Origin of the sequence: Nocardioides sp. 503 (assembly GCF_004522095.1) — a bacterium.
Lineage (GTDB): Bacteria > Actinomycetota > Actinomycetes > Propionibacteriales > Nocardioidaceae > Nocardioides.
On sequence record NZ_SPUI01000009.1, the window covers coordinates 107,460 to 129,253 of the forward strand.

Here is a 21,794-nt window from a genome sequence, read left to right on the forward strand (position 1 = left end):
GATGGCCCTCTCGCTGCGTGAGTACCGCGCGCGGATCAAGTCGACGGAGTCGATGAAGAAGATCACGCGCGCCATGGAGCTCATCGCTGCGTCCCGCATCATCAAGGCGCAGCAACGGGCACAGGCGGCAGCGCCGTACGCCCGCGAGCTGACGCGTGCGGTGTCGGCCGTCGCGACGTTCTCGAACGTCGACCACCCGCTGACGCGGGAGGAGGAGGACCCCAAGCGGGCCGCCGTCCTCATCGTCACCAGCGACCGTGGTCTGGCCGGCGCCTACTCCTCGAGCGTGCTCAAGGAGGCCGAGCGTCTCGCCGAGAAGCTGCGCGACGAGGGCAAGGAGATCGACTGGTTCATCGCCGGACGCAAGGGTGAGGCGTACTTCAAGTTCCGCCAGCGCCCGATCGTCCAGGCCTGGACCGGCGCCTCAGACCAGCCGTCCTACGACACGGCCGCCGACATCGGCCGCGTGCTGATCGAGGCGTTCCTCAAGGAGCAGGGCGAGGACGGCGACGTCGACGAGGTCCACGTGGTCTACACGCGGTTCCGCTCGATGCTGGTCCAGGAGCCCACCGCGGTGCGGCTGCTGCCCCTCGAGGTCGTCGACGCCGAGGAGGGCGTGGAGCAGTCGCAGGCCGACCTGCTCCCGCTCTACGAGTTCGAGCCGTCGCCGGCCGAGGTCCTCGACGGGCTGCTGCCGCAGTACGTCCAGAGCCGGATCTTCTTCGCCCTGCTGCAAGCGGCCGCCTCAGAGCTGGCCGCCCGTCAGAAGGCGATGAAGTCCGCCACGGACAACGCCGACGAGCTCATCAAGAAGTACACCCGCATCGCCAACCAGGCCCGCCAGGCCGGCATCACCCAGGAAATCAGCGAGATCGTGGGCGGCGTCAACGCGCTGGCCGACGCCAACTCCGGCAACGACTAGCAGAGTGAGTGAAGAGACATGACTGCCACTGTTGAAGAGACCCAGACCGGCTCGGGTGCCACGAGCACCGGCCGCGTCGCCCGCGTGACCGGCCCCGTCGTGGACGTCGAGTTCCCCGCGGACGCGATGCCCGAGATGTACAACAAGCTGGAGGTCGACCTCGACCTCAACGGCGAGACCAAGACGCTGATCCTCGAGGTCGCGCTGCACATCGGCGACGGCATGGTCCGTGCCATCTCGATGCAGTCGACCGACGGCCTCGTGCGCGGCGCCACGGTGACCGACACCGGCGGGCCGATCACGGTCCCCGTGGGTGACATCACCAAGGGTCACGTGTTCAACGCGACCGGCGACGTCCTCAACCTCGAGGAGGGCGAGGAGTACGAGGTCAAGGAGCGGTGGGGCATCCACCGCAAGGCCCCGGCCTTCGACCAGCTCGAGGCCAAGACCACGATGTTCGAGACCGGCATCAAGGTCATCGACCTGCTGACGCCCTACGTCAACGGCGGCAAGATCGGCCTGTTCGGCGGTGCCGGCGTCGGCAAGACGGTGCTCATCCAGGAGATGATCGCCCGTGTCGCGAAGGACCACGGTGGTGTGTCGGTGTTCGCCGGTGTCGGCGAGCGCACCCGTGAGGGCAACGACCTCATCGAGGAGATGACCGAGGCCGGCGTCATCGGCCAGACCGCCCTGGTGTTCGGCCAGATGGACGAGCCGCCGGGCACGCGCCTCCGGGTCGCCCTGTCGGCGCTGACGATGGCGGAGTACTTCCGCGACGTGCAGAACCAGGACGTGCTGCTCTTCATCGACAACATCTTCCGGTTCACCCAGGCCGGCTCCGAGGTCTCGACCCTGCTGGGTCGCATGCCCTCCGCCGTGGGCTACCAGCCCAACCTGGCCGACGAGATGGGTCAGCTGCAGGAGCGGATCACCTCGACGCGAGGCAACTCGATCACCTCGCTGCAGGCGATCTACGTGCCCGCGGACGACTACACCGACCCCGCGCCGGCCACGACGTTCGCCCACCTGGACGCCACGACGGAACTCTCGCGCGAGATCGCGTCGCTCGGCATCTACCCCGCCGTGGACCCGCTGACCTCGACGTCGCGCATCCTCGACGCCCAGTACATCGGGCAGGAGCACTACGACTGCGCCATCCGGATCAAGCAGATCCTGCAGCGCAACAAGGAGCTCCAGGACATCATCGCGATCCTCGGTGTCGACGAGCTGTCCGAGGAGGACAAGATCATCGTGTCCCGCGCCCGCCGCATCCAGCGGTTCCTGTCGCAGAACACCTACGTCGCCAAGCAGTTCACCGGCATCGAGGGCTCCACGGTGCCCGTCAAGGACACCATCGAGGCGTTCAACAAGATCGCCGACGGCGAGTACGACCACGTGGCCGAGCAGGCCTTCTTCATGTGCGGCGGTCTGGACGACGTCGAGGCGAAGTGGGCCGAGATCCAGAAGAACCTCTGATGGCGGCCTCCGAAGGGGACGCGCTGCAGGTCGAGCTGGTCGCGGCCGACCGGACCGTGTGGTCCGGCCAGGCCACGATGGTCATCGCCCGCACCGTCGAGGGCGACGTGGGCGTGCTCCGCGACCACGCGCCCCTGCTCTCGCTGCTCACGGACGCGGTCGTGGAGATCTCGGCCGAGGAGGGTGACGTCGTCGTCGCCGCGGTCGACGGCGGGTTCCTCTCGGTCGCCAACAACCGGGTCTCGATCCTGTCCGAGCGGGCCATCCTCGCGACCGACATCGACGTCTCGGCCGCGCAGAGCGAGCTGGAGGAGGCCCGGGCCTCCGACGGCGACGACGCCGAGTCCCGCATCCGCCGGGCCGAGGCACGCATCCGCGCGGCGGAGCACGCCTGACCTGCACCGATCCACCCTGACCCACACCACGAACGGCGGCCCTCGATGAGGGCCGCCGTTCGTGCTCCCGATAGGCTTCACGGACCGAGGGAGGATGGGACCGGATGGCGTGGTGGCAGTGGCTGATCGACATCGCCGGTGTCCTCCTGCTCCTCGTCCTGGGCTACGGCCTCGCGCTCGTCGTACGCCGCCGGCTGCTCTCCCGACACGGCGGCACGTTCGAGCTCAGCCACCGCGTGCGGCCCCAGAAGGCGGGGCGCGGCTGGGTGCTCGGGGTCGGTCGCTACTCCGGCCAGGACCTGCAGTGGTTCCGGCTGTTCTCGCTCGCACCCCGTCCCAAGCGCACCTGGGCGCGTGAGGACCTCTACTACGACGGTCGCCGCGAGCAGCAGGGCGCCGAGCAGGTCTCGCTCTACCCCGACCACGTCGTCATCCACTGCCAGACGGCGGCCGGCGAGATCGAGCTGGCGCTGAGCCAGGCCTCGCTCACCGGCTTCCAGTCGTGGCTGGAGGCGCGTCCGCCCGGCACCGACTGGTCGCGGTGACGGCCTCCCTGCCCGCCTCGAAGCGGGCGGTCGCCCTGGCCTTCGCGCTCAACGGCGTGATGATGGCGACCCTGATCTCGCGGATCCCCTCCCTGCGGGAGCGCCTCGACCTCGACAACGGCGCGCTCGGCTTGCTCCTGCTGGCGATCGCGGCCGGCTCGGTCCTGTCGCTGCCCGCGAGCGGCCGGCTGATCGCCTGGAGCAGCGCTGCCAGCGTGGTGCGTCTCGGCGCGGTCCTCGGCGCCGTCGGCCTGGTGACCACCGCCGTGGGCGCGTTCACGGCCGGCTCGGTGGCGGCGGCCGCGGTCGGGCTGTTCCTCTTCGGGGTCGGCAGCGGGGTCTGGGACGTCGCGATGAACGTCGAGGGCGCGGAGGTCGAGCGCCTGCTGGGTCGCACGATCATGCCGCGCTTCCACGCCGGGTGGTCCTTCGGCAACATCGGCGGGGCCGGGGTCGGGGTGGCGATGGCGGCCTGGGACGCCCCGGTGCCCGCGCACCTCGGCGTGATCTCCGTGCTGGCACTGGTCGCCGCCCTGGTCGCGGTGCGCGACTTCCTGCCCGTGCGCGTGGAGGAGGAGCACCCGGCCGGCCGGCCACGCTCGGCCTGGACCGAGCCCCGCACGCTCGCGATCGGGCTGATGGTCCTGACCTTCGCGGTGGCCGAGGGCTCCGCCAACGACTGGCTCTCGCTGGCGATCATCGACGGCTACGACGCCCAGCACTGGGTCGGCGTGGGCGGCTACGCCCTGTTCGTCACGGCGATGACGGGTGGCCGGCTGCTCGGTCCCGTGGCGCTCGACCGCTTCGGGCGCCGGTCGGTGCTGTGGGCCTCGGCCGCCGGCGTGGCCGCCGGCACCCTGCTGACCGTGCTCGGCGGGCCGGTCCTCGCCGTCCTCGGCATCCTGGTGTGGGGCACGGGAGCGTCCCTGGGCTTCCCCGTGGGCATGAGCGCCGCGGCCGATGACCCGGTCCGCTCGGCGGCGCGCGTGAGCGTCGTCGCCACCGTCGGCTACGCGGCGTTCCTCACGGGACCGCCACTGCTCGGCGCCCTCGGCGACGCGGTCGGCACCCTGGACGCCTTGCTCGCGGTGACGGTCCTCATGGCACCCGCGGCCGTGGCGGTCCTCGCCGTGGGGACACCGGTCAGGCGCCCGGCTCCCAGCCCTCGGTAGCGCCCTCGAAGAAGGTGCGGGACCGCGAGCCGTCGGTCCCGGTCACCTCGACGCGCACCTCGTCGACGCCGGCGCCGCCCGCCCAGCGCTCCTGGAGCTCCTGCGCACGGCGCGACACCGCACCCGTGGCCTCGGCGACCGGACCCTCGGCGCGGAGCTCGACGCTCACGACCGTGAGTCCCTGCTCGGCGTCCACGCTGAGCACCAACCGCTCCCGCTCGAGGCCGCCGAGGTCCGAGGTCCCGTCGACCACCGCGGCCCAGAGGAGACCGTCGGCCGGGGTGAGCGCCGACTCGACCTCGAGCAGGAGGCCCCGGCCGCTGACCCGCCAGGTCAGGTCGTCGACCGTGAGGGTGCGCCGTGCGCTCGCCTCCTCGACCAGTCCGACCGACCCGACGGCGTCGGTCTCGAGCTCGGCGGTGAGGGTCGAGGTCCCGCCGCCCTCGGCCCGCAGCTGCGCCTGCCCTCCGAGCACGTCACGGGCCTCCACCAGGAGTGACAGGTCGGCGGCGAGGTCCCGGTCCTCGAGGCTGCCGACCGAGGCGCTGTAGACGGTCACGTCGGTCGGCTGCGGCACCTGTCCCTTCCCCGGAGGTCGCGGCACGAACGGCGAGCCGTCGGCCTCGTCGCTGACCTGGACGGCGAGGGTCACGTCCCCGTCCCAGCCGAGGTCCGCGACGGCGTCGAGCAGTCCCGGGACCAGACGGTCCACCGACGCCGTGGTGAGGTCCTCGCCCACCGCCACCGCGAGTGCCGCGCTGGCGGGGACCTTGAAGCTGCCCTCGACCCACCGGACGTCGGCGTCGACGACGCCGTCGACCGCGGCCAGGTCACGCTCCGCGGCCGCCGTGTCGGGCTCCTGTGCGCACGCGGTGAGCGTGAGCAGGAGCGCCAGGGCGGCCGGGAGGGCTGGTCTCATGCAGGTGAGGATGCCCCGCGCTCGCCGCCGGGAACCCACAGCACGTCGCCCTGCTCCCGGTTGGCGTGGCGGGCCAGGATGAAGAGCAGGTCCGAGAGCCGGTTGAGGTAGGTGATCGCGAGCTTGTTCATCGTGTCGCCGTGCTGCTCGAACGCGGCCCACGCCGACCGCTCCGCACGCCGTACGACGGTGCGCGCGACGTGGAGGTGAGCGCCGCCGGGGGTCCCGCCGTTGAGGATGAACGAGCGCAGGGCCGGCAGCGGCTCGTTGTAGTGGTCGCACCAGGCCTCGAGCCGGTCGACGTAGTCCTGCTCGATGCGCAGCGGCGGGTACTCCGGGTCGGCCACGACCGGCGTGCAGAAGTCGGCGCCGACGTCGAAGAGGTCGTTCTGGACGTGGGTCAGCACCGCCACGACGTCGGTGTCGAGGGTCCCCACGGAGAGCGCCAGGCCGAGGGTCGCGTTGGCCTCGTCGACGTCGGCGTAGGCGTGCAGGCGGGGGTCGTTCTTGGACGTGAGGCTCATGTCGCCGAGCCGGGTCTCGCCGCCGTCGCCGGTGCGCGTGTAGATCCTCGTGAGGTTGACCATGCGGCCGACCCTAGTGGGGGCCTCCGAGCCGCTCGCGGCGCGCCCGGGCGCAGGTCCGGAAAATTCCTCCCCTGCGGGTGCAACCTCAGGGGAGTGGTGCGCGTCATAGTGAGTGACTAGGTTCTTCTACCTTCGCAAGGGACGAGGCAGGCATGGACATCGCGTTCGATGGGCCCACGCTGGTGCTGAGCGGCGACTTCGACGTGCGCAGCACCTGGGAGGTCCGCAACGCGCTGCACGACCACCTGCACACCTACGACGACGTCGTGGTCGACCTCAGCGGCGTGACCACGGTCGACCACACCGCGCTGAAGGTGCTCGCGTTCGCCACCCGCCTCGCCGTCCGCGACGGGCACCACCTCACGCTGCGAGGCTGCGGACCCGCCGTGCGCCGGATGCTCCACATCTCCCGGCTGATCCGCGTGGTGGAGCTCGAGCGCGAGGTCGCCAGCGCCTGACGGCGCGCCGTCCGGGGGCACGGCGTGTCGGATAAGCCACACGTCGCGCCGGTTACCAAGTGGTAGGTCTCGTCCTACTCTCGGACCCATGACCGAGAAGGATCGCCCCTGGGTGATGCGCACCTACGCCGGGCACTCGACCGCCACGGCATCCAACGCGCTCTACCGCGGCAACCTCGCGAAGGGCCAGACCGGCCTGTCCGTCGCCTTCGACCTGCCCACCCAGACCGGCTACGACCCCGACTCGCCCCTCGCGCGCGGCGAGGTCGGCAAGGTGGGCGTCCCCGTCCCGCACCTGGGCGAGATGCGCAAGCTCTTCGACGACATCCCGCTGACCTCGATGAACACGTCGATGACCATCAACGCCACCGCCATGTGGCTGCTCGCGCTCTACCAGGTGGCCGCCGAGGAGCAGAACCCCGACCTGTCGCCCGAGGAGGTCGCCGCCCAGCTCGCGGGGACCACGCAGAACGACATCATCAAGGAGTACCTCTCGCGGGGCACCTACGTCTTCCCGCCCGAGCACTCGCTGCGCCTGATCGGCGACGTGATCGCCTACACCGTCCACCAGATCCCGAAGTGGAACCCGATCAACATCTGCAGCTACCACCTGCAGGAGGCCGGCGCGACGCCGACGCAGGAGCTGGCCTACGCGCTGTGCACCGCGATCGCGGTGCTCGACCAGGTCAAGGCGGCGGGACAGGTCGAGGAGGACGACTTCGAGAAGGTGGTCGGTCGGATCTCCTTCTTCGTCAACGCCGGCGTCCGATTCGTCGAGGAGACGTGCAAGATGCGCGCCTTCGTAGAGCTCTGGGACGAGATCACCCGCGAGCGCTACGGCGTGCAGGACCCCAAGATGCGCCGGTTCCGCTACGGCGTGCAGGTCAACTCGCTGGGGCTCACCGAGGCGCAGCCGGAGAACAACGTCCAGCGGATCGTGCTGGAGATGCTCGGCGTGACGCTCTCGAAGAGCGCCCGTGCCCGCGCCGTGCAGCTGCCCGCGTGGAACGAGGCGCTGGGCCTGCCCCGCCCCTGGGACCAGCAGTGGTCGCTGCGGCTCCAGCAGGTCCTGGCCTTCGAGTCCGACCTGCTGGAGTACGAGGACATCTTCGACGGCTCGCACGTCATCGAGGCCAAGGTCGCCGAGCTGGTCGACGGCGCCCGCGCCGAGATCGACCGGGTGCAGGCGATGGGTGGCGCGATCGCCGCGGTCGAGTCCGGCTACATGAAGCAGGCCCTGGTCTCCGCGCACGCCGCGCGCCGCGGCCGCATCGAGAGCGGCGAGGAGAAGGTCGTCGGCGTCAACGTCTACGAGACCACCGAGCCCTCCCCGCTGACCGCCGACCTCGACGCCGCGATCATGACCGCCGACCCGCAGGCCGAGCAGTCGGCGCTGGCGTCGGTCGAGGAGTGGAAGGCCCAGCGCGACGAGACCGAGGTCGCCGACGCGCTGGCCGCCCTCGCGGCAGCGGCCAAGACGACCGACAACCTGATGGCCGCCACGCTGGTCGCCGCCCGCGCGGGCGCGACCACGGGGGAGTGGGCCGGCACGCTGCGCGAGGTGTTCGGCGAGTTCCGCGCGCCCACGGGGGTCAGTGGCGCGGTCGGGGCGGCCGACGCGGGCGCCGAGCTGTCCGCCGTACGGGAGCGGGTGCGGGCGACCGGGGACGAGCTCGGCGGCCGCCTGCGGCTGCTGGTGGGCAAGCCCGGGCTCGACGGGCACTCCAACGGCGCCGAGCAGGTCGCGGTGCGGGCACGCGACGCCGGCTTCGAGGTGATCTACCAGGGGATCCGCCTGACTCCCGAGCAGATCGTCTCCGCGGCCGTGGCCGAGGACGTGCACTGCGTCGGCCTCTCCATCCTCTCCGGCTCCCACATGGAGCTGGTGCCGGACGTGCTCGACGGCCTGAGGGCGGCCGGCCTGGGCGACGTGCCGGTCATCGTCGGCGGGATCATCCCCGACTCCGACGGGCGCCGCCTGCTGTCGTTGGGCGTCGCCGCGGTGTTCACGCCCAAGGACTTCGGGCTCACCGAGATCATGGGCGGCATCGTCGACGTCATCCGGCGCGCGCACGACCTCGACTGACCGGGCGCGAGCCTCGGGGACTCGGGGAGCGTGGGCGGGGTCACTGCTAGGCAAGGCTTGCCTCTGTTAGGCTCCCCTACGTGCCCAAGAAGAAGGCGTCCGCGAAGTCCTCGGTGAGCAAGCTCCCGAAGACCGAGTGCTGCGTCTCCAAGTCCAAGTGCGGGCGGTGCCCGCTGCGGATGCTCAAGGAGGGCACGCTGCCCGCGGGCTACACGGTGAAGAAGCGCAAGCTCGTCACGGTGGACGGCAAGAAGGTCACCAAGAAGAAGCTCGCGAAGGCCGCCTGACACACTGGCGGTCCGCCGACGAAAGCCGAGGATCCCCATGCCCGCAGCCCGCTTCGCCGAGCAGCTCAACGTCCAGATCGGCAACGAGCTCGCCGCGCACAACCAGTACCTCGCCTGCGCCGTCTACTACGACGACAAGACCATGCCGCAGATGGCGGCGTTCTTCTACGCCCAGGCGCTCGAGGAGCGCGACCACGCGATGATGATGGTCCAGTACCTCCTCGACACCGACGTGGACGCGGTCATCCCCGGCGTCGAGGCCCCGGTCTCCTCCTTCGCCGACGTCATCGCGCCCGTGGCGCTCGCCCTGTCACAGGAGAAGCGGGTCACCGAGCAGATCAACGGCCTGCTGCGGATCGCCCGCGAGGAGCACGACTACGCCTCCGAGCAGTTCATGCAGTGGTTCATCAAGGAGCAGGTCGAGGAGGTCGCCACCATGAGCGACCTGCTGGCGGTCGTGACCCGCAACCAGAACGACATCGAGGACATCGAGGAGTACGTCGCCCGCGAGCAGAAGAGCGGCGAGGTCGACCCGACGGCGCCGCGGATCGCCGGCGCCTGACCCGACGCCCTCCCCGGGGCGCGACCCGTGGTGCACACTCGGCGGATGAGCCGAGTGATCGTCGTGGGCGCCGGGGTGGTCGGGCTGACCTGCGCGGTCCGCCTGCTCGAGGCCGGGCACCGCGTCGACGTGGTCGCCCGCGACCTGCCGCTGGAGACGACGTCGGCCGTGGCGGCGGCACTCTGGTACCCCTACGGCACGCCCGCCGACCCCCGGGTCGCGGCGTGGGCGGCGCGCTCGTATGAGGTCTTCGAGTCCCTGGCCGCCCGTGAGGCGACCGGCGTACGGATGCTGGAGGGGACCGAGGTCGTCGCACCGGACGCCCCACATCCGTGGTGGGCCGACGCCGTGCCGTCGCTGAGGCGGGTGGCGGACGGCTGGTCGTTCGTGGCGCCGGTCGCCGAGACGCCCACCTACCTGCGCTGGCTCTCGGGTCGCGTGGAGGAGCTCGGCGGCACCGTCACGAGGCTCAACCTGAGCGCCCTGCCCGAAGGCGGGGACCTGGTCGTCAACTGCTCCGGCATCGGCTCCCGCCTGCTCGCCGCCGACCTCTCGGTCACCCCGGCGCGCGGCCAGGTCGTCCACGTCGAGCAGCACGGCCTCGAGCGCTGGTGGCTCGACGCCGGCCCGGAGCCGCTGTACGTCGTACCGCGGGCCGACGAGATCGTGGTGGGTGGCACCTACGAGGAGGGGGAGTGGAGCCGCACCCCGTCACCCGAGGTGGCCGAGGCGATCCTCCAGCGCGCGGCGGTGCTGGTGCCCGAGCTCGCCGACGCCCGGGTGCTGCGGCACCGCGTCGGCCTGCGCCCCGCCCGCTCCGCCGTCCGCGTCGAGCGCGACGGCCGCGTCGTCCACTGCTACGGCCACGGCGGCGCCGGCGTCACCCTCAGCTGGGGTTGTGCCGACGAGGTCGTCGCGCTGGTCGACTCCGCGGGAGATTCACCGGGTACCCGGTGAAACTCACGCTTCCGGCATGAAACTTCGTACGGGAAGCGTGAGTTTCGGGCGGGCAGTGGGGCCGGCGTGGCGTGAGGGGTCAGACTGATCTGGCCCCACGCGAGCGACGCCCACGACGCCGGTGCACGAGCACCGCGAGGAGCACGCCGACCGCGAAGCCCACGAGCAGGCCGACGGCCGCGCCCGGGTCGGGGACGACGGCCGCGCCGATGACGGCGCCCAGCACCGCGGTGGCCATCGCGACGAGGGCGAGCACCACCCGGTGGACCACCTCGCCGAGGAAGACCTGGGTGAACGTCGAGCCGTCGGGCACGGACGCGCCCTGGTCGCCGACCGGCAGCGCCTGGACGACGGCGTCGGGGTTGATCGGCCCGTAGATGTGGGGGAAGGTCTCGGGGCCCTCGCCGACGCGCTCCTCGATCACGGGCGAGGTGAGGCGGTCGGTGTCGATGACCAGTAGCACGAGCGGCTCGGTGACGTCGGCGTAGTAGCGCTCGCGCACGCCCTGCCACTGGTCGGCGCGGCTGGCGTGGATGAAGCCCTCCTCGGCGAGCGTGCGGCCGATCGTCGAGGTGGTGTAGGCGCCGGAGGCGCGGGCGGCGTCCCACTCCGCGACCGTGGCGAGGTGGAAGATCCGCATCAGAAGAGCCGGTGGCTCGGGTCGTCGAGCCCGCGGAGGGCGTCGTAGTCGACGACGGCGCAGGCGATGCCGCGGTCGGTGGCGAGGACGCGGGCCTGGGGCTTGATCTCCTGGGCGGCGAAGATCCCGCGGACCGGGCCGTTGCCGGTGAGCAGTGGGTCGCGGTTGAGGAGCTCGAGGTAGCGGGTGAGCTGCTCGACGCCGTCGATGTCGCCGCGGCGCTTGATCTCGACGGCCACGCTGACGCCGAGGGCGTCGCGGCACATCAGGTCGACGGGGCCGATGGGCGTGGGGTACTCGCGGCGGACCAGCGTCAGACCCTCCGAGAGCGTCCCGGGGTGGTCGGCCAGGAGCGCCTGGAGGTGCTTCTCCACGCCGTCCTTCTGCAGACCCGGGTCGATGCCGAGGTCGTGGGAGGAGTCGCTGACGACCTCGGCGAGCAGGATGCGCAGCGTGTCGTCGGTCTTGGGGTTGGTGACCGTCCACTCCACCTGACCGTCCTCGGTGGTGCCCTCGCGCAGGGTGCACGGCGGCGACATCCAGTTGAGCGGCTTGTAGGAGCCGCCGTCGGAGTGGACGAGGACCGAGCCGTCCGCCTTGATCATCAGCACCCGCGTCGCCATCGGCAGGTGCGCCGTCAGGCGTCCGGCGTAGTCGACCTGGCAGCGCGCTACGACGAGTCTCACGGGCGACGAATCTACAGTGGTCCCCGTGACCGACCACCAGGGTGCCGTGACCGTCCGGCACGCCCGCGCCGCCGACCTGCTCCACCTGCGTGCGATCGAGGACGCCGGCGTGACGCTGTTCGAGACGGCGTTCGGCGACCTGAGCGGCGACGCACTGTCCTCGCCGGCGCCCGACGGCCGCGACCGGGTGGGCGAGCCGGGCTTCCTGCTGGTGACCGGGGAGGTGGGGGAGCCGACCGGCTTCGCCCACGTCACGTACGTCGACGGCTCGGCGCACCTCGCGCAGCTGTCGGTCCACCCGGAGCGGATGCGCCAGGGCCTCGGGTCGGCGCTGGTCCGGGAGGCCATGCGCGAGGCGTGGCACGCCGGCTACGAGCGGATGTCGCTGACGACGTACCGCGACCTCTCCTTCAACGGCCCCTTCTACGCCCGCCTGGGGTTCGTGGAGGAGAGCCGACCCGAGCCCTTCGAGACCCGCCAGCGCGAGCACGAGATCGCCCTCGGGCTGGACCGGCACGGCCCGCGCGTGGTGATGTCGACCCGTCTCCAGCGACCCGCGAGGCCGTAAGTTACTGGTGAGTTACCCCACAGCCCGGGGCCTGTGGACCGTGCGATGATGCGCGCCATGACGAGCACGCCTGAGACCTCCGCCCGCACGTTCACGACGATCGGCGTCGTCGGACTCGGCACGATGGGCGCCGGGATCGCCGAGGTCTTCGCCCGCCACGGCTTCACCGTCGTGGGCGTCGAGCAGAGTGACGAGGGCCTCGAGCGCGGCCGCCAGCACCTGGCCAACTCGACCGACCGCGCCGTCAGGCGCGAGAAGCTCTCCGAGGCCGAGCAGGCCGAGCTCCTGGGGCGGATCACGTTCACGACCTCGCTGGCCGACCTCGCCGACGCCGACTTCGTCATCGAGGCGGTCGTGGAGTCGCTGGCGACCAAGAAGGCGATCTTCACCGAGCTCGACTCGATCGTCTCCGGCGAGGCCATCCTGGCCACCAACACCTCCTCGCTCTCGGTCACCGAGATCTCCACCGCCAACTCCTCGCCGGGCCGCGTCGTCGGCGTCCACTTCTTCAACCCCGCGCCGGTGCAGAACCTCGTCGAGATCGTGCGGACCGTCGTGACGGAGCCGGCGGTTCTCGACGACGTCCAGGGCCTGGTTGCGCAGCTGGGCAAGAGCCCCGTGGTCTGCGGCGACAAGGCGGGCTTCATCGCCAACACGCTGCTGTTCGGCTACCTCAACCACGCCGCGTCGATGTTCGAGGGCCGCTACGCCTCGCGCGAGGACATCGACGCCGCCATGCGCTTCGGCTGCGGCTACCCGATGGGGCCGCTGGCGCTGCTCGACCTGATCGGCCTCGACACCGCCTACGAGATCCTCGAGACGATGTACCGCCAGGGCCGCGACCGCCTGCACGCGCCGACCCCGGTCCTCAAGCAGATGGTCATGGCCGGACTGCTGGGCCGCAAGACCGGGCGCGGCTTCTACACCTACGAGGGCCCCGACAGCCCGGTGGTCGTCGACGACGACAAGACGCCGTCCGCCGACGAGCAGCCGCAGCTGCGCCACGAGATCCGGCAGGTCGGCGTCGTCGGCACCGGCACGATGGCCAGCGGGATCGTGGAGGTCTTCGCCAAGGCCGGCTACGACGTGCGCTACGTCGGTCGCAGCGCCGACAAGGTCGCCGGCGTCACCGCGACGATCACCAAGAGCTTCGACAAGCAGATCCAGCGCGGCAAGGCCACCGAGGAGGCCAAGGCCGAGGTGCTCGGACGCGTCAGCGGGTCCACCAGCCTCGACGACCTCGCCTCGGTCGACCTCGTCGTCGAGGCGATCGCCGAGGACCTCGCCATCAAGACCACGCTCTTCGAGAACCTCGACGAGATCTGCAAGCAGGGCGCCATCCTCGCCACGACCACCTCGAGCCTGCCCATCATCGCGATGGCCAAGGTGACCAGCCGCCCGCAGGACGTCGTCGGGATGCACTTCTTCAACCCCGCGACGGTGATGAAGCTGGTGGAGGTCGTCTCCACGGTCGCCACGTCCGAGGACGTCACCGAGACCACCCGCGCCCTGTGCGCGAAGGTCGGCAAGGTGGCGGTGTCCTGCGGCGACCGGGCCGGCTTCATCGTCAACGCCCTGCTGTTCCCCTACCTCAACGACGCGGTCAAGATGCTCGAGGCGCACTACGCCACCGCCGACGACATCGACCTGGCGATGAAGCAGGGCTGTGCGCTGCCGATGGGCCCCTTCGAGCTGCTCGACGTGGTGGGCAACGACGTCTCGCTGGCCATCCAGCGCGAGCTCTACCTGGAGTTCCGCGAGCCGGGCTTCGCGCCGGCCCCGCTGCTCGAGCACCTGGTCACCGCCGGCTACCTCGGCCGCAAGACCAAGCGCGGCTTCCGCGACTACAGCCAGCGCTAGAGGCCGACCCGCAGCGTCAGCATCGGCGAGGCGGCCGCCGGGTCGTCCTCGTCGACGACGGCGACCACGCGGCCGCCCGTGGGGTCCCAGCGGTCCAGTGTCAGGCCCTCGACCTTGGCGACGCGCCCAGCGAGGAGAGGCAGCGGCGTCACCGCGCGCACCTCGTGGTCGTCCACGACGGCGAGCGCCGATCCGACGACCGGCCCGTCGTCGTAGGCGTCGGGGCTGTCCTCGGCCGCCGCGCTCACCAGCACGGTGCCGTCGGGCAGTGCGACGGCGTCGGTGACGGCCAGCCCCACACCTCCGACGGCGCCCAGCTCATAGCGTCGTACGGCGGTCGGGTGCAGGTCGGCGGGGCCGGCGGTCCTGGCGCGGCCGGCGACCGTGGCCACCAGCCGGGCCAGGTCCAGGTCGACGCTGCTGCTGGGGAGCCCGGCGGCGGGCAGGCCGCGGTGGAACCACCGCAGCGTGCCGTCCAGGACGCAGGCGCCCTCGAGGTTCAGCTGGCCGGGTGCCAGCCCGAGGAGCACGCTCACCCGGTCGTAGAGGGGGGTGAGGTCGCGCGCGAGCGTCCAGGGCGTGCCCTGGCGCAGCCCGACGAGCACCGCCTGCGTGCGGGCCGGGGTGGACCCGGAGCCCAACAGCAGCACCGCGGCCTCGCCGTCGAGCTCGACCTGGACGGCCGCCTCCAGGTCGGGCTTCAGGTGCTTGGTGCCCTCGGCGGGGGAGAAGGTGTCGTGGCCGGCCACCGGCGGCAGCAGCCGGACCGGAGTGCCCGCACGCGTGCCCGCGCCCGGACGCAGCCAGCAGCCGACGGTGGCGTCGTCCTGCGCGACGAGCAGGCCGTCGCCGAGGCGGGCGACGGCCGAGGCCGCGCGCACCGGCGCCCCGTCCTCGAAGCGCAGGGACGTCGCGGCCTCGAGGTCGACGTGCACGTCAGCCTTGTGGGTAGCCGCGCCGCACGGTGCGGTCCAGGATGCCGAGCGTGCCGCGCAGGGCGTTCTCGGTGAGCACGGGGAAGATGCCCGAGTTGCGCCACTCCGGCGCGATGGTGGACCAGTCGTAGAACGACGTCACCCGGGTGCCGCCGGACTCCTCGTCCGGCTCGAGGCGGTAGCCGTAGACGTGGCCGATCTGCGGGCGGATCCGGCCCAGCACCGTCCACGAGATGAGCCGGTCGGGCTCGAAGTCGCGGATCGTGACGGTGACGTCGTAGCGCCCCATCTCGGGGTAGTCGTTGAGCGCCTCGCGGTCCATGTGCACGACGAAGCTGTCGCCGGCGGCCCGCACCGGGTCGCCCTCGGCGTCCTGGAGCATCCCGGAGGAGTCGATCGCGACGTGGCCCTGCGGGTCGCAGAGCAGGGCGAAGATGTCGGCCGCGGGGGCGGCCACGAGGCGCTCGGCCTCCAGTCGGGTGTCGGTCACGCCGCGATCATGCCAGCATCGCCCCATGACGACGCCCGACCTCGCCCACCTCGTCGACCGGTGGGTGGAGGGCTTCGCCCGCTCGCGCCAGGTCGCCTACGCCCGCTACGGCGACGTCTTCGAGGTGGAGGTCGAGGACGGCGGACGCCGGATGGAGCTGGTCCTGACCGAGCCGACGCCCGAGCTGCTCGAGGCCACGGCGGCGAGGGCGGCGCTGGCGCCCGACGTCTGGGTGACCGCCTTCTCGCTCGATCCCGGCGAGCACCCGGCGCCGAAGGGCATGCGGAGGCAGCTCGACGACGAGGTGCTCATGACCCGCCGGCTCGTGGGGGACCGGGTCGCTCCGAGCGGCGTCGACCTGGAGCCGCACGGGCACCGCCTGCAAGCCGTGGTCCGCGCCGACGGGGACGTCGCGGCCAGCGGCTGGGTGGCGGTGCTGGGCGAGCACGCGATCTTCGACCGCATCGGGACGACGCCCGGCCACCGACGCCGCGGGCACGCGAGCCGGGTCATGCAGGCACTGGAGGGCTGGGCGCTGGCGAACGGGGCACGCACCGGGCTGCTGGCCGCGTCACCCGAGGGCCAGGCCCTCTACGCACGCCTCGGCTGGGACGTCGCGGCGGGCATGACCACCTGGTGCGGTGAGGGCACGCCCTAGGCTCGCACCATGCGCCGTACCGCTCTGCTGCTGCTCCTGCTCGTCGGTCTCCTCGCCGGACCCGCCGCTCCGTCCTCCGCCGACGTCGAGCGGCTCCCGACCGGCACGGACGTCGACTACCAGCTCGGCGGGCCGAAGCAGCTCCCGGCGCACGTCGGGATCATCGTGCGCGACCGCACCGAGAAGCCGGCCGCGGGGCGCTACAACGTCTGCTACGTCAACGGCTTCCAGACCCAGCCGGACGCCAAGCGCTTCTGGCGCCGGCACTGGTCCCTGGTGCTGAAGCGCGGCGGCCGTGCGGTCGTCGACGAGGCGTGGGGCGAGTGGCTGCTCGACCTGCGCACGGCGCGGAAGCGGAAGGCGATCGCGCGGATCGTCGGACGCTGGACCGCCGGCTGCGCGGCCGACGGCTTCGACGCGGTGGAGTACGACAACCTGGACTCGTTCAGCCGCAGTCACCGGCTCCTGAAGCGGCGCCACGCCGTGGCCTTCGCCCGGCTGCTGGTGCGCCGGGCGCACGCGGAGGGACTGGCGGCCGGGCAGAAGAACCTCGCCGACTACGACGGCACGGCCGTCGGCTTCGACTTCGCGGTCTCGGAGGAGTGCGGCCGCTACGCCGAGTGCGGCGACTACGTCGACCACTACGGCGACCAGGTGCTGATGATCGAGTACCGCCGGGCCGACTTCCGGCGGGCCTGCCGTCGTCACGGCGACGACGTGGCCATCGTGCTGCGCGACCGCGCCCTGAGCCGCAACGGCGTGCACGCATGGTGCTGAACACCGTGACCCTGGGGGAGTCGGGCCCCCTGGTGGCGTTCTGCCACGGGCTCTTCGGGCAGGGGAAGAACTGGACCTCGATCGCCAAGACGCTGGCCGAGGACCACCGCGTGCTGCTCGTCGACATGCCCAACCACGGCCGGTCCGACTGGCACCACCGCGTCGACTACGTGGACATGGCCGACGAGGTGGCCGCCCTGTTCTCCGCCGAGGACCCGGTCGCGCTCGTGGGCCACTCGATGGGCGGCAAGACGGCCATGGTGCTCGCGCTGCGCCACCCCGAGCTGGTCGAGCGCCTGTGCGTCGTGGACATCTCGCCGGTCGACTACCACGGGCTCACGGAGTTCAGTGACTTCATCGAGGCCATGCTGGGGCTGGACCTCGACCGGCTCACTCGGCGCAGCGAGGCCGACGAGGCGCTGGCGGCGGCGGTGCCCGACCGCACCGTGCGCAGCTTCCTCCTGCAGAACCTGCGCCGCGAGGGCGACTCCTGGTCGTGGCAGCCCAACCTGGCCGTGCTCGGTCGGGATCTCGCGACGCTGGCCGGCTGGCCGGCCGACCGGCTCGAGGGTCTCGAGCCCTACGCCGGGCCCGTGATGTGGGTCGCCGGCCAGACCTCGTCGTACGTCACCGACGACTACGACGCGGCGATGGACCGGTGGTTCCCGCAGAACCGCAAGGTGACGGTGAAGAACGCCGGCCACTGGGTGCACTCCGAGCAGCCCGCGGTCTTCACCGAGGTGCTCCGGCGCTTCCTCGCCAGCTGACCTCGGGCGGCTCGGGTCAGCCGCCCGCCGCCTGCCGGGCGCGGTAGGCGGCCACCGCGTTGCGGTTGCCGCACGAGGTGGAGCAGAAGCGCCGCGAGCGGTTGCGCGAGAGGTCCAGCACGACGCCGTTGCAGTCGTCGTCGGCGCACAGCGCCAGGCGCGACATCTCGTCGGTGCGGATGACGTCGATCATCGCCATGGCGGTCTCCACGATGATGCGCGTGGCCAGGGGGGCGTCGTCGACGACGGCGTGCAGGTGCCAGTCGAAGGGGTCGTGGCGCACGAGCTGGGGGAGCGCCTGGCCGTCGCGCAGCATCTGGTTGACCAGGGCGACGGCGTCGTCGCGCTCGGCCGTCAGCAGCTCGCGCAGGCGCGGCCGCAGGGCCCGCACGGCGTCCAGCTCGGCGCGGTCACGGTCGCGGCGACCGGTGTAGGCGTAGTCGCGGAAGAAGGCGTCGAGGTCGGCGATCGTCGACAGCGTGTCCTCGTCGTCGTCCTCGGTGTTGACCAGCGTCGCGGCCGCCTGGAGGGACAGTTCGGTGTCATGAGCGAAAACCACGTTGACAGGTTACTGCATCCCGCCTAGTGTCATGACCCATGACGACTTTGACTCGTGACGACGACGCCTCCACCACCATGCGGGCATCGCGCACGGTGAGCGGCCTGGCGCTGGCCCTCCTCTCCGCAGTGACGTTCGGGCTGTCGGGCGCCCTGGCGCGGGGGCTGCTCGACACCGGCTGGACCCCCGGGTCGGTGGTGCTGGTGCGGATCGCCCTGGCGGCCGTGGTCGTCGCCCCCTTCGGCGCCTACGCCATGCGGGGGCGCTGGAGCGCCCTGCGCCCCAACCTCGCCCTGGTGCTCACCTACGGCCTGCTGGCCGTGGCCGGCGCGCAGTTCTGCTACTTCTCCGCGGTGGGCCACATGCAGGTGGGCCCGGCGCTGCTCATCGAGTACACCGCGCCGGCGGCCGTCGTGGTCTGGCTGTGGATACGCAAGGGCGAGCGCCCGGGCCGCCTCACCCTCGCCGGAGCCGGCCTCGCCGCACTCGGCCTCGTGCTCGTCCTGGACCTGCTCTCCGGCGCCGACCTCAGCGTGCCGGGCGTCCTGTGGGCGCTCGGGGCGATGATCGGGTGCGCGGCCTACTTCCTGATCTCGGCCGACGAGGACAACGGGCTGCCGGCGCTGGCGCTGGCCGCGGGCGGCCTCATCGTCGGCGGCGTCTCACTGGCGCTGCTCGGGCTGGTGCGGCTGCTGCCCATGGCCGCGTCCACCCAGGACGTCACGATGGCGGGGGAGTCGTTCGCGTGGTGGGTGCCGCTGCTCCTGCTCGGCCTGGTCACCGCCGCGGTCGCCTACGTCTCCGGCATCTTCGCGATCCGCCGGCTCGGCTCGCGCCTGGCCTCGTTCGTCGCCCTCGCCGAGGTCGTCGCGGGCGTGCTGTGGGCCTGGCTCCTCCTCGACGAGCTGCCCCAGGCGCTGCAGCTGGTCGGCGGCGTGCTCATCCTCCTGGGCGTGGTCGGGGTCAAGCTCGGCGAGCGCGAGGTGGTGGCCCAGCCCGTGCTCGTCAGCGACGAGGAGTAGCGCTCAGCGAGCGTCCTGTCGGCGCACGACCACCTCGCGCATGATGAGCAGGATGGCGGCGGCCGTCGGGATGGCCAGCAGGGCGCCGACGACGCCGAGCAGACCGGCGCCCACCAGCGCCGCGATCACGATGACGGCACCCGGCAGGTCGACGGACTTCGACATCACCCGCGGGTAGACGATGTAGTTCTCGACCTGCTGGTAGATCAGGAAGAAGATGGCGCAGAAGATGCCCGTCTTGACGTCCGTGGCGAACGCGATCGCGGTCACGATGACGGCGCCGATGGTGGCCCCGATCATCGGGATCACGTCGAGCAGCGCCACGACGAACGCCAGCGCGACGGCGTACTCGCCCAGGCCGACGGCGAAGAGGAACACCAGCGTGGAGACGCCGGCGCAGAGCGCGACGATGAACGCGCCCGAGACGTAGCCGCCGACGTTGCGGACGATCTGGTCACCGAGCAAGCTGACGCGGGTGCGTCGCGAGGCCGGGGCCAGGCGGTAGAACGCCTGCTTGGTCTTGTCCAGCGAGCTGAGGAAGTACAGCGTCAGCACGAGGATGATGAAGGCGTTGAACAGGGCGCCCAGGATCTTGAGGCCGACGCCGAGGACGCCGCCGAAGAGCCCGCTGACGAAGTCGCCGTTGGCGACGTAGTCCTGTGCCTTGGAGATGATGTCGTACTCGTCGTCGAGCTTCTGGACCTGCTTGTTCTCCTGCAGCCGCTCCAGCCACTCGGGGGCGTTCTGGGAGATCGCGGTGACCTGGTCGGTGATGACCGGGACGATCGCGATGACGAAGAGGGCGACGGCGGCGAGGAACGCGGTGATGACGGCGGTGACGGCCCAGCTGCGCCGCAGGCCGCGCCGCTGGAGCGCCTCGACCGAGGGGTTGAGGCCCGCGGCGAGGAAGAGCGAGACGACGATCAGGAGCAGGGTCGAGCCGATGCCCAGCATCGCCGACCACAGGAAGTAGGCCAGCAGCGCGCCCAGCGCCCCGAAGAAGCCGACGTAGAACGGCGAGCGGTGCTCGAACGGCGGGCCCTGCACGCCGTAGTGACGGTCGTGCTCGGCGAGCTCGCCGTCGTGGACCGGCTCCGGGATCGCCTCCGCCGTCGCCTCCGCCTGGTCGGCGGACTCGTCGGCCCGTTCGGCCGCGTCCTCCCGCTCGGCGGCGTCCTCCGCGGCAGCTGCGTGCTCGTTGCTCAACTCTCGTCCTCGCCGAACCCGGCGACGACGTCACGCAGCGAGGCGAGCTGGGCCGTGATGGCGTCGCGACGCTTGGTGAGGCGGTCGAGCTCCGCGCGGCGCGCGGCGATCTCGCGCTCGATCTCGGCGGTGCCCGTGGACTCCACCGACTCGGCCTGGCTGCGGGCGGTCGCGACGATCTGCTCGGCCTCGCGGCGGGCGCGGGCCAGGAGGGCCTCGGCCTCGCCCTGGGCGGCGGCGCGACCCTCGGCGGCCTGCTTGCTGGCCTCACTGGCGCGCTTCTCGGCGGCGGCCGCGCGCTGCTCGGCCTCATCGACGAGGCGCTTGGTCTCGGCCGTGGCGCTGTTGTGGTGGTCGGTCGCCTCGCGGGCGAGGCGCTCCTTCTCGACGGCCAGGGTGCGGCGGGCCTCCTGCACCTCGCGGTCGGCGGCGGCGCGGGCCTGCTCGACCTCGCGCGTCGCGGAGGTGCGCATCTCGCTGGTCTCCTGCTGGGCGGCGAGGCGGACCTGGTCGGCCTCGCGGCGCGCGGACGCGAGCAGGTCCTCGGCCTCGGCCTTGGCCATGGTCCGCTCCTGCTCGGCGTCGGCGAGGACCCGCACGCGGGTCTGCTCCAGCTCCTGGAGCTGGACGGTGCGCATGTCCTGGGCCTCGCGGGTGGCCTCGGCGCGGATCGCCTTGCCGTCGCGGGCGGCCTGCTCGCGGATCTCGGTGGCCTCGCGCTCGGCGGTGGTCCGGATCTCGTTGGCCTCCTCCTCGGCGAGGCGCAGCATCGCGCTGGCGCGACCTCCGAGCCCGGCGTAGGAGGGGGACTGGACCTCCGAGAGCTGGTGGCGGGCGTCCTGGAGCTCGGACTCGAGCTCGACCAGCCGCTGCTCGGACTGGGTCAGGCTGGCGCTCAGCCCGGCCTTGTCGCGCGCCAGCTGGGTCACGCGGGCGTCGACGGCCGCCCGGTCGTAACCGCCACGACGTACGACGGGCAGGTCACCGGAGGGCGGCGGGGGCATGGGGGCGGCAGGTCGCTGCGGCGCGGCCGCGGGGGGCCGCGCGGCCTGGGTGCGCTCGGACTGCGGCGGCGGGGGCAGGACCGGTCGCTGCTGGGCGGTGGTGCGGTCGGAGCCCGCCTTGTCGCCTCGCTGGTCCGGGGTGACGGGGATGACCTGGGTCGCCTCGGCGTCGGCGTCGGAGCCGGTGCCGTCGGGCTCGCGGTCGAAGATGGACAGGCCCTGGTCGCTCATGGGGGGAGTTACCTCGCTGTGGTGG

25 protein-coding genes are annotated in these 21,794 nt (G+C 72.0%); 16 read left to right on the forward strand and 9 right to left on the reverse strand.

Going from position 1 to position 21,794, the window contains the following annotated elements:
- Position 1: 1 nt before the first annotated feature.
- The 5 genes from E4622_RS20545 (at position 2) to E4622_RS20565 (ending at position 4,510) form a co-directional block, all read left to right on the forward strand.
- Complete coding sequence (locus tag E4622_RS20545) at positions 2–922, forward strand: F0F1 ATP synthase subunit gamma (RefSeq protein WP_134742088.1); 921 nt, start codon at positions 2–4, stop codon at positions 920–922.
- A gap of 18 nt (positions 923–940) precedes the next feature.
- On the forward strand, positions 941–2,398 hold the full coding sequence (gene atpD / locus E4622_RS20550) for a F0F1 ATP synthase subunit beta (protein WP_134742089.1): 1,458 nt from the start codon (positions 941–943) through the stop codon (positions 2,396–2,398).
- Entirely contained in the window at positions 2,398–2,793 is a 396-nt protein-coding gene (locus E4622_RS20555; protein ID WP_134742090.1) for a F0F1 ATP synthase subunit epsilon, read from the forward strand. Before atpD ends, E4622_RS20555 begins: the two co-directional genes overlap by 1 nt.
- A gap of 104 nt (positions 2,794–2,897) precedes the next feature.
- A complete protein-coding gene (locus tag E4622_RS20560) occupies positions 2,898–3,338 on the forward strand; it encodes a DUF2550 domain-containing protein (protein WP_134742091.1) in 441 nt (146 codons plus the stop codon).
- Entirely contained in the window at positions 3,335–4,510 is a 1,176-nt protein-coding gene (locus tag E4622_RS20565; protein ID WP_134742092.1) for an MFS transporter, read from the forward strand. Before E4622_RS20560 ends, E4622_RS20565 begins: the two co-directional genes overlap by 4 nt.
- Here the strand turns inward: E4622_RS20565 and E4622_RS20570 are convergent.
- Both E4622_RS20570 and E4622_RS20575 read right to left on the reverse strand, forming a co-directional pair.
- Positions 4,482–5,429 carry a hypothetical protein gene (locus tag E4622_RS20570; protein WP_134742093.1) on the reverse strand — a complete coding sequence of 316 codons (948 nt, stop codon included), beginning with the start codon at positions 5,427–5,429 and terminating at the stop codon, positions 4,482–4,484. The two genes, E4622_RS20565 and E4622_RS20570, sit on opposite strands and share 29 nt — an antisense overlap.
- Positions 5,426–6,016 (reverse strand): cob(I)yrinic acid a,c-diamide adenosyltransferase, encoded by a 591-nt coding sequence (locus E4622_RS20575; protein ID WP_134742094.1) that lies wholly within the window; start codon positions 6,014–6,016, stop codon positions 5,426–5,428. The genes E4622_RS20570 and E4622_RS20575 overlap by 4 nt, the downstream gene beginning before the upstream one ends.
- A gap of 152 nt (positions 6,017–6,168) precedes the next feature.
- Here E4622_RS20575 and E4622_RS20580 point away from each other — a divergent pair, with 152 nt between their 5' ends.
- The 5 genes from E4622_RS20580 (at position 6,169) to E4622_RS20600 (ending at position 10,366) form a co-directional block, all read left to right on the forward strand.
- Positions 6,169–6,474, forward strand: a complete 306-nt coding sequence (locus E4622_RS20580) for an STAS domain-containing protein (protein ID WP_134742095.1) — start codon at positions 6,169–6,171, stop codon at positions 6,472–6,474.
- Positions 6,475–6,562: 88 nt separating this feature from the next.
- A complete protein-coding gene (locus tag E4622_RS20585; RefSeq protein ID WP_134742096.1) occupies positions 6,563–8,560 on the forward strand; it encodes a protein meaA in 1,998 nt (665 codons plus the stop codon).
- Between the two features lie 80 nt (positions 8,561–8,640).
- Complete coding sequence (locus tag E4622_RS20590; RefSeq protein WP_134742097.1) at positions 8,641–8,847, forward strand: hypothetical protein; 207 nt, start codon at positions 8,641–8,643, stop codon at positions 8,845–8,847.
- A gap of 37 nt (positions 8,848–8,884) precedes the next feature.
- The gene (locus tag E4622_RS20595; RefSeq protein WP_134742098.1) at positions 8,885–9,409 is read left to right on the forward strand and encodes a ferritin; all 525 of its coding nucleotides are present in this window, start codon (positions 8,885–8,887) and stop codon (positions 9,407–9,409) included.
- A gap of 45 nt (positions 9,410–9,454) precedes the next feature.
- Positions 9,455–10,366, forward strand: coding sequence for an FAD-dependent oxidoreductase (locus E4622_RS20600; RefSeq protein ID WP_134742099.1), 912 nt, complete (start codon positions 9,455–9,457; stop codon positions 10,364–10,366).
- A gap of 79 nt (positions 10,367–10,445) precedes the next feature.
- On the opposite strand, the gene E4622_RS20605 is transcribed toward E4622_RS20600, so the two are convergent.
- Positions 10,446–11,006 carry a DUF952 domain-containing protein gene (locus E4622_RS20605; protein ID WP_134742100.1) on the reverse strand — a complete coding sequence of 187 codons (561 nt, stop codon included), beginning with the start codon at positions 11,004–11,006 and terminating at the stop codon, positions 10,446–10,448.
- Positions 11,006–11,692, reverse strand: coding sequence for an endonuclease NucS (nucS, locus tag E4622_RS20610; protein ID WP_134742101.1), 687 nt, complete (start codon positions 11,690–11,692; stop codon positions 11,006–11,008). The genes E4622_RS20605 and nucS overlap by 1 nt, the downstream gene beginning before the upstream one ends.
- Positions 11,693–11,717: 25 nt before the next feature.
- On the opposite strand from nucS, the gene E4622_RS20615 reads away from it, so the two are divergent.
- Positions 11,718–12,260: a GNAT family N-acetyltransferase gene (locus E4622_RS20615; protein ID WP_167736178.1), complete on the forward strand. Its 543-nt coding sequence runs from the start codon at positions 11,718–11,720 to the stop codon at positions 12,258–12,260.
- A gap of 57 nt (positions 12,261–12,317) precedes the next feature.
- The gene (locus E4622_RS20620; protein ID WP_245156128.1) at positions 12,318–14,120 is read left to right on the forward strand and encodes a 3-hydroxybutyryl-CoA dehydrogenase; all 1,803 of its coding nucleotides are present in this window, start codon (positions 12,318–12,320) and stop codon (positions 14,118–14,120) included.
- Here the strand turns inward: E4622_RS20620 and E4622_RS20625 are convergent.
- Together E4622_RS20625 and E4622_RS20630 are read right to left on the reverse strand one after the other, a co-directional pair.
- Positions 14,117–15,055 carry a hypothetical protein gene (locus E4622_RS20625; RefSeq protein ID WP_134742104.1) on the reverse strand — a complete coding sequence of 313 codons (939 nt, stop codon included), beginning with the start codon at positions 15,053–15,055 and terminating at the stop codon, positions 14,117–14,119. The two genes, E4622_RS20620 and E4622_RS20625, sit on opposite strands and share 4 nt — an antisense overlap.
- A gap of 1 nt (position 15,056) precedes the next feature.
- Positions 15,057–15,545, reverse strand: a complete 489-nt coding sequence (locus tag E4622_RS20630; RefSeq protein WP_245156129.1) for an SRPBCC family protein — start codon at positions 15,543–15,545, stop codon at positions 15,057–15,059.
- Between the two features lie 25 nt (positions 15,546–15,570).
- Between E4622_RS20630 and E4622_RS20635 the strand changes: the two genes are divergently transcribed.
- Genes E4622_RS20635 through E4622_RS20645 form a run of 3 tightly spaced genes read left to right on the forward strand, consistent with a single transcriptional unit; the run spans position 15,571 to position 17,747 of the window.
- Positions 15,571–16,203, forward strand: coding sequence for a GNAT family N-acetyltransferase (locus E4622_RS20635; RefSeq protein ID WP_134742106.1), 633 nt, complete (start codon positions 15,571–15,573; stop codon positions 16,201–16,203).
- 9 nt (positions 16,204–16,212) lie between these two features.
- Positions 16,213–16,980, forward strand: a complete 768-nt coding sequence (locus E4622_RS20640) for an endo alpha-1,4 polygalactosaminidase (RefSeq protein WP_134742107.1) — start codon at positions 16,213–16,215, stop codon at positions 16,978–16,980.
- Positions 16,971–17,747 (forward strand): alpha/beta fold hydrolase, encoded by a 777-nt coding sequence (locus E4622_RS20645; protein ID WP_134742108.1) that lies wholly within the window; start codon positions 16,971–16,973, stop codon positions 17,745–17,747. The genes E4622_RS20640 and E4622_RS20645 overlap by 10 nt, the downstream gene beginning before the upstream one ends.
- Before the next feature lie 16 nt (positions 17,748–17,763).
- Here E4622_RS20645 and E4622_RS20650 read toward each other — a convergent pair whose 3' ends face one another.
- Entirely contained in the window at positions 17,764–18,306 is a 543-nt protein-coding gene (locus E4622_RS20650) for a CGNR zinc finger domain-containing protein (RefSeq protein ID WP_134742109.1), read from the reverse strand.
- A 38-nt stretch (positions 18,307–18,344) separates the two neighbouring features.
- Between E4622_RS20650 and E4622_RS20655 the strand changes: the two genes are divergently transcribed.
- A complete protein-coding gene (locus E4622_RS20655; RefSeq protein ID WP_134742110.1) occupies positions 18,345–19,328 on the forward strand; it encodes a DMT family transporter in 984 nt (327 codons plus the stop codon).
- A gap of 3 nt (positions 19,329–19,331) precedes the next feature.
- Here the strand turns inward: E4622_RS20655 and E4622_RS20660 are convergent, their stop codons facing one another.
- Together E4622_RS20660 and E4622_RS20665 are read right to left on the reverse strand one after the other, a co-directional pair.
- Positions 19,332–20,534, reverse strand: coding sequence for an AI-2E family transporter (locus E4622_RS20660; RefSeq protein WP_134742111.1), 1,203 nt, complete (start codon positions 20,532–20,534; stop codon positions 19,332–19,334).
- Positions 20,531–21,769, reverse strand: a complete 1,239-nt coding sequence (locus E4622_RS20665; RefSeq protein WP_134742112.1) for a hypothetical protein — start codon at positions 21,767–21,769, stop codon at positions 20,531–20,533. Before E4622_RS20665 ends, E4622_RS20660 begins: the two co-directional genes overlap by 4 nt.
- Positions 21,770–21,794 lie beyond the last annotated feature (25 nt).

Bases quoted from the DNA above. Each gene is read 5' to 3' on its own strand.
- E4622_RS20585 (WP_134742096.1), top strand. From the start codon at position 6,563: ATGACCGAGAAGGATCGCCCCTGGGTGATGCGCACCTACGCCGGGCAC.
- E4622_RS20645 (WP_134742108.1), top strand. From the start codon at position 16,971: ATGGTGCTGAACACCGTGACCCTGGGGGAGTCGGGCCCCCTGGTGGCG.
- E4622_RS20555 (WP_134742090.1), top strand. From the start codon at position 2,398: ATGGCGGCCTCCGAAGGGGACGCGCTGCAGGTCGAGCTGGTCGCGGCC.
- E4622_RS20570 (WP_134742093.1), bottom strand. From the start codon at position 5,429: ATGAGACCAGCCCTCCCGGCCGCCCTGGCGCTCCTGCTCACGCTCACC.
- E4622_RS20600 (WP_134742099.1), top strand. From the start codon at position 9,455: ATGAGCCGAGTGATCGTCGTGGGCGCCGGGGTGGTCGGGCTGACCTGC.
- E4622_RS20635 (WP_134742106.1), top strand. From the start codon at position 15,571: ATGACGACGCCCGACCTCGCCCACCTCGTCGACCGGTGGGTGGAGGGC.
- atpD (WP_134742089.1), top strand. From the start codon at position 941: ATGACTGCCACTGTTGAAGAGACCCAGACCGGCTCGGGTGCCACGAGC.
- E4622_RS20575 (WP_134742094.1), bottom strand. From the start codon at position 6,016: ATGGTCAACCTCACGAGGATCTACACGCGCACCGGCGACGGCGGCGAG.
- E4622_RS20580 (WP_134742095.1), top strand. From the start codon at position 6,169: ATGGACATCGCGTTCGATGGGCCCACGCTGGTGCTGAGCGGCGACTTC.
- E4622_RS20640 (WP_134742107.1), top strand. From the start codon at position 16,213: ATGCGCCGTACCGCTCTGCTGCTGCTCCTGCTCGTCGGTCTCCTCGCC.
- E4622_RS20665 (WP_134742112.1), bottom strand. From the start codon at position 21,769: ATGAGCGACCAGGGCCTGTCCATCTTCGACCGCGAGCCCGACGGCACC.
- E4622_RS20605 (WP_134742100.1), bottom strand. From the start codon at position 11,006: ATGCGGATCTTCCACCTCGCCACGGTCGCGGAGTGGGACGCCGCCCGC.
- E4622_RS20620 (WP_245156128.1), top strand. From the start codon at position 12,318: ATGACGAGCACGCCTGAGACCTCCGCCCGCACGTTCACGACGATCGGC.
- E4622_RS20655 (WP_134742110.1), top strand. From the start codon at position 18,345: ATGACGACTTTGACTCGTGACGACGACGCCTCCACCACCATGCGGGCA.
- E4622_RS20595 (WP_134742098.1), top strand. From the start codon at position 8,885: ATGCCCGCAGCCCGCTTCGCCGAGCAGCTCAACGTCCAGATCGGCAAC.
- E4622_RS20545 (WP_134742088.1), top strand. From the start codon at position 2: ATGGCCCTCTCGCTGCGTGAGTACCGCGCGCGGATCAAGTCGACGGAG.
- E4622_RS20560 (WP_134742091.1), top strand. From the start codon at position 2,898: ATGGCGTGGTGGCAGTGGCTGATCGACATCGCCGGTGTCCTCCTGCTC.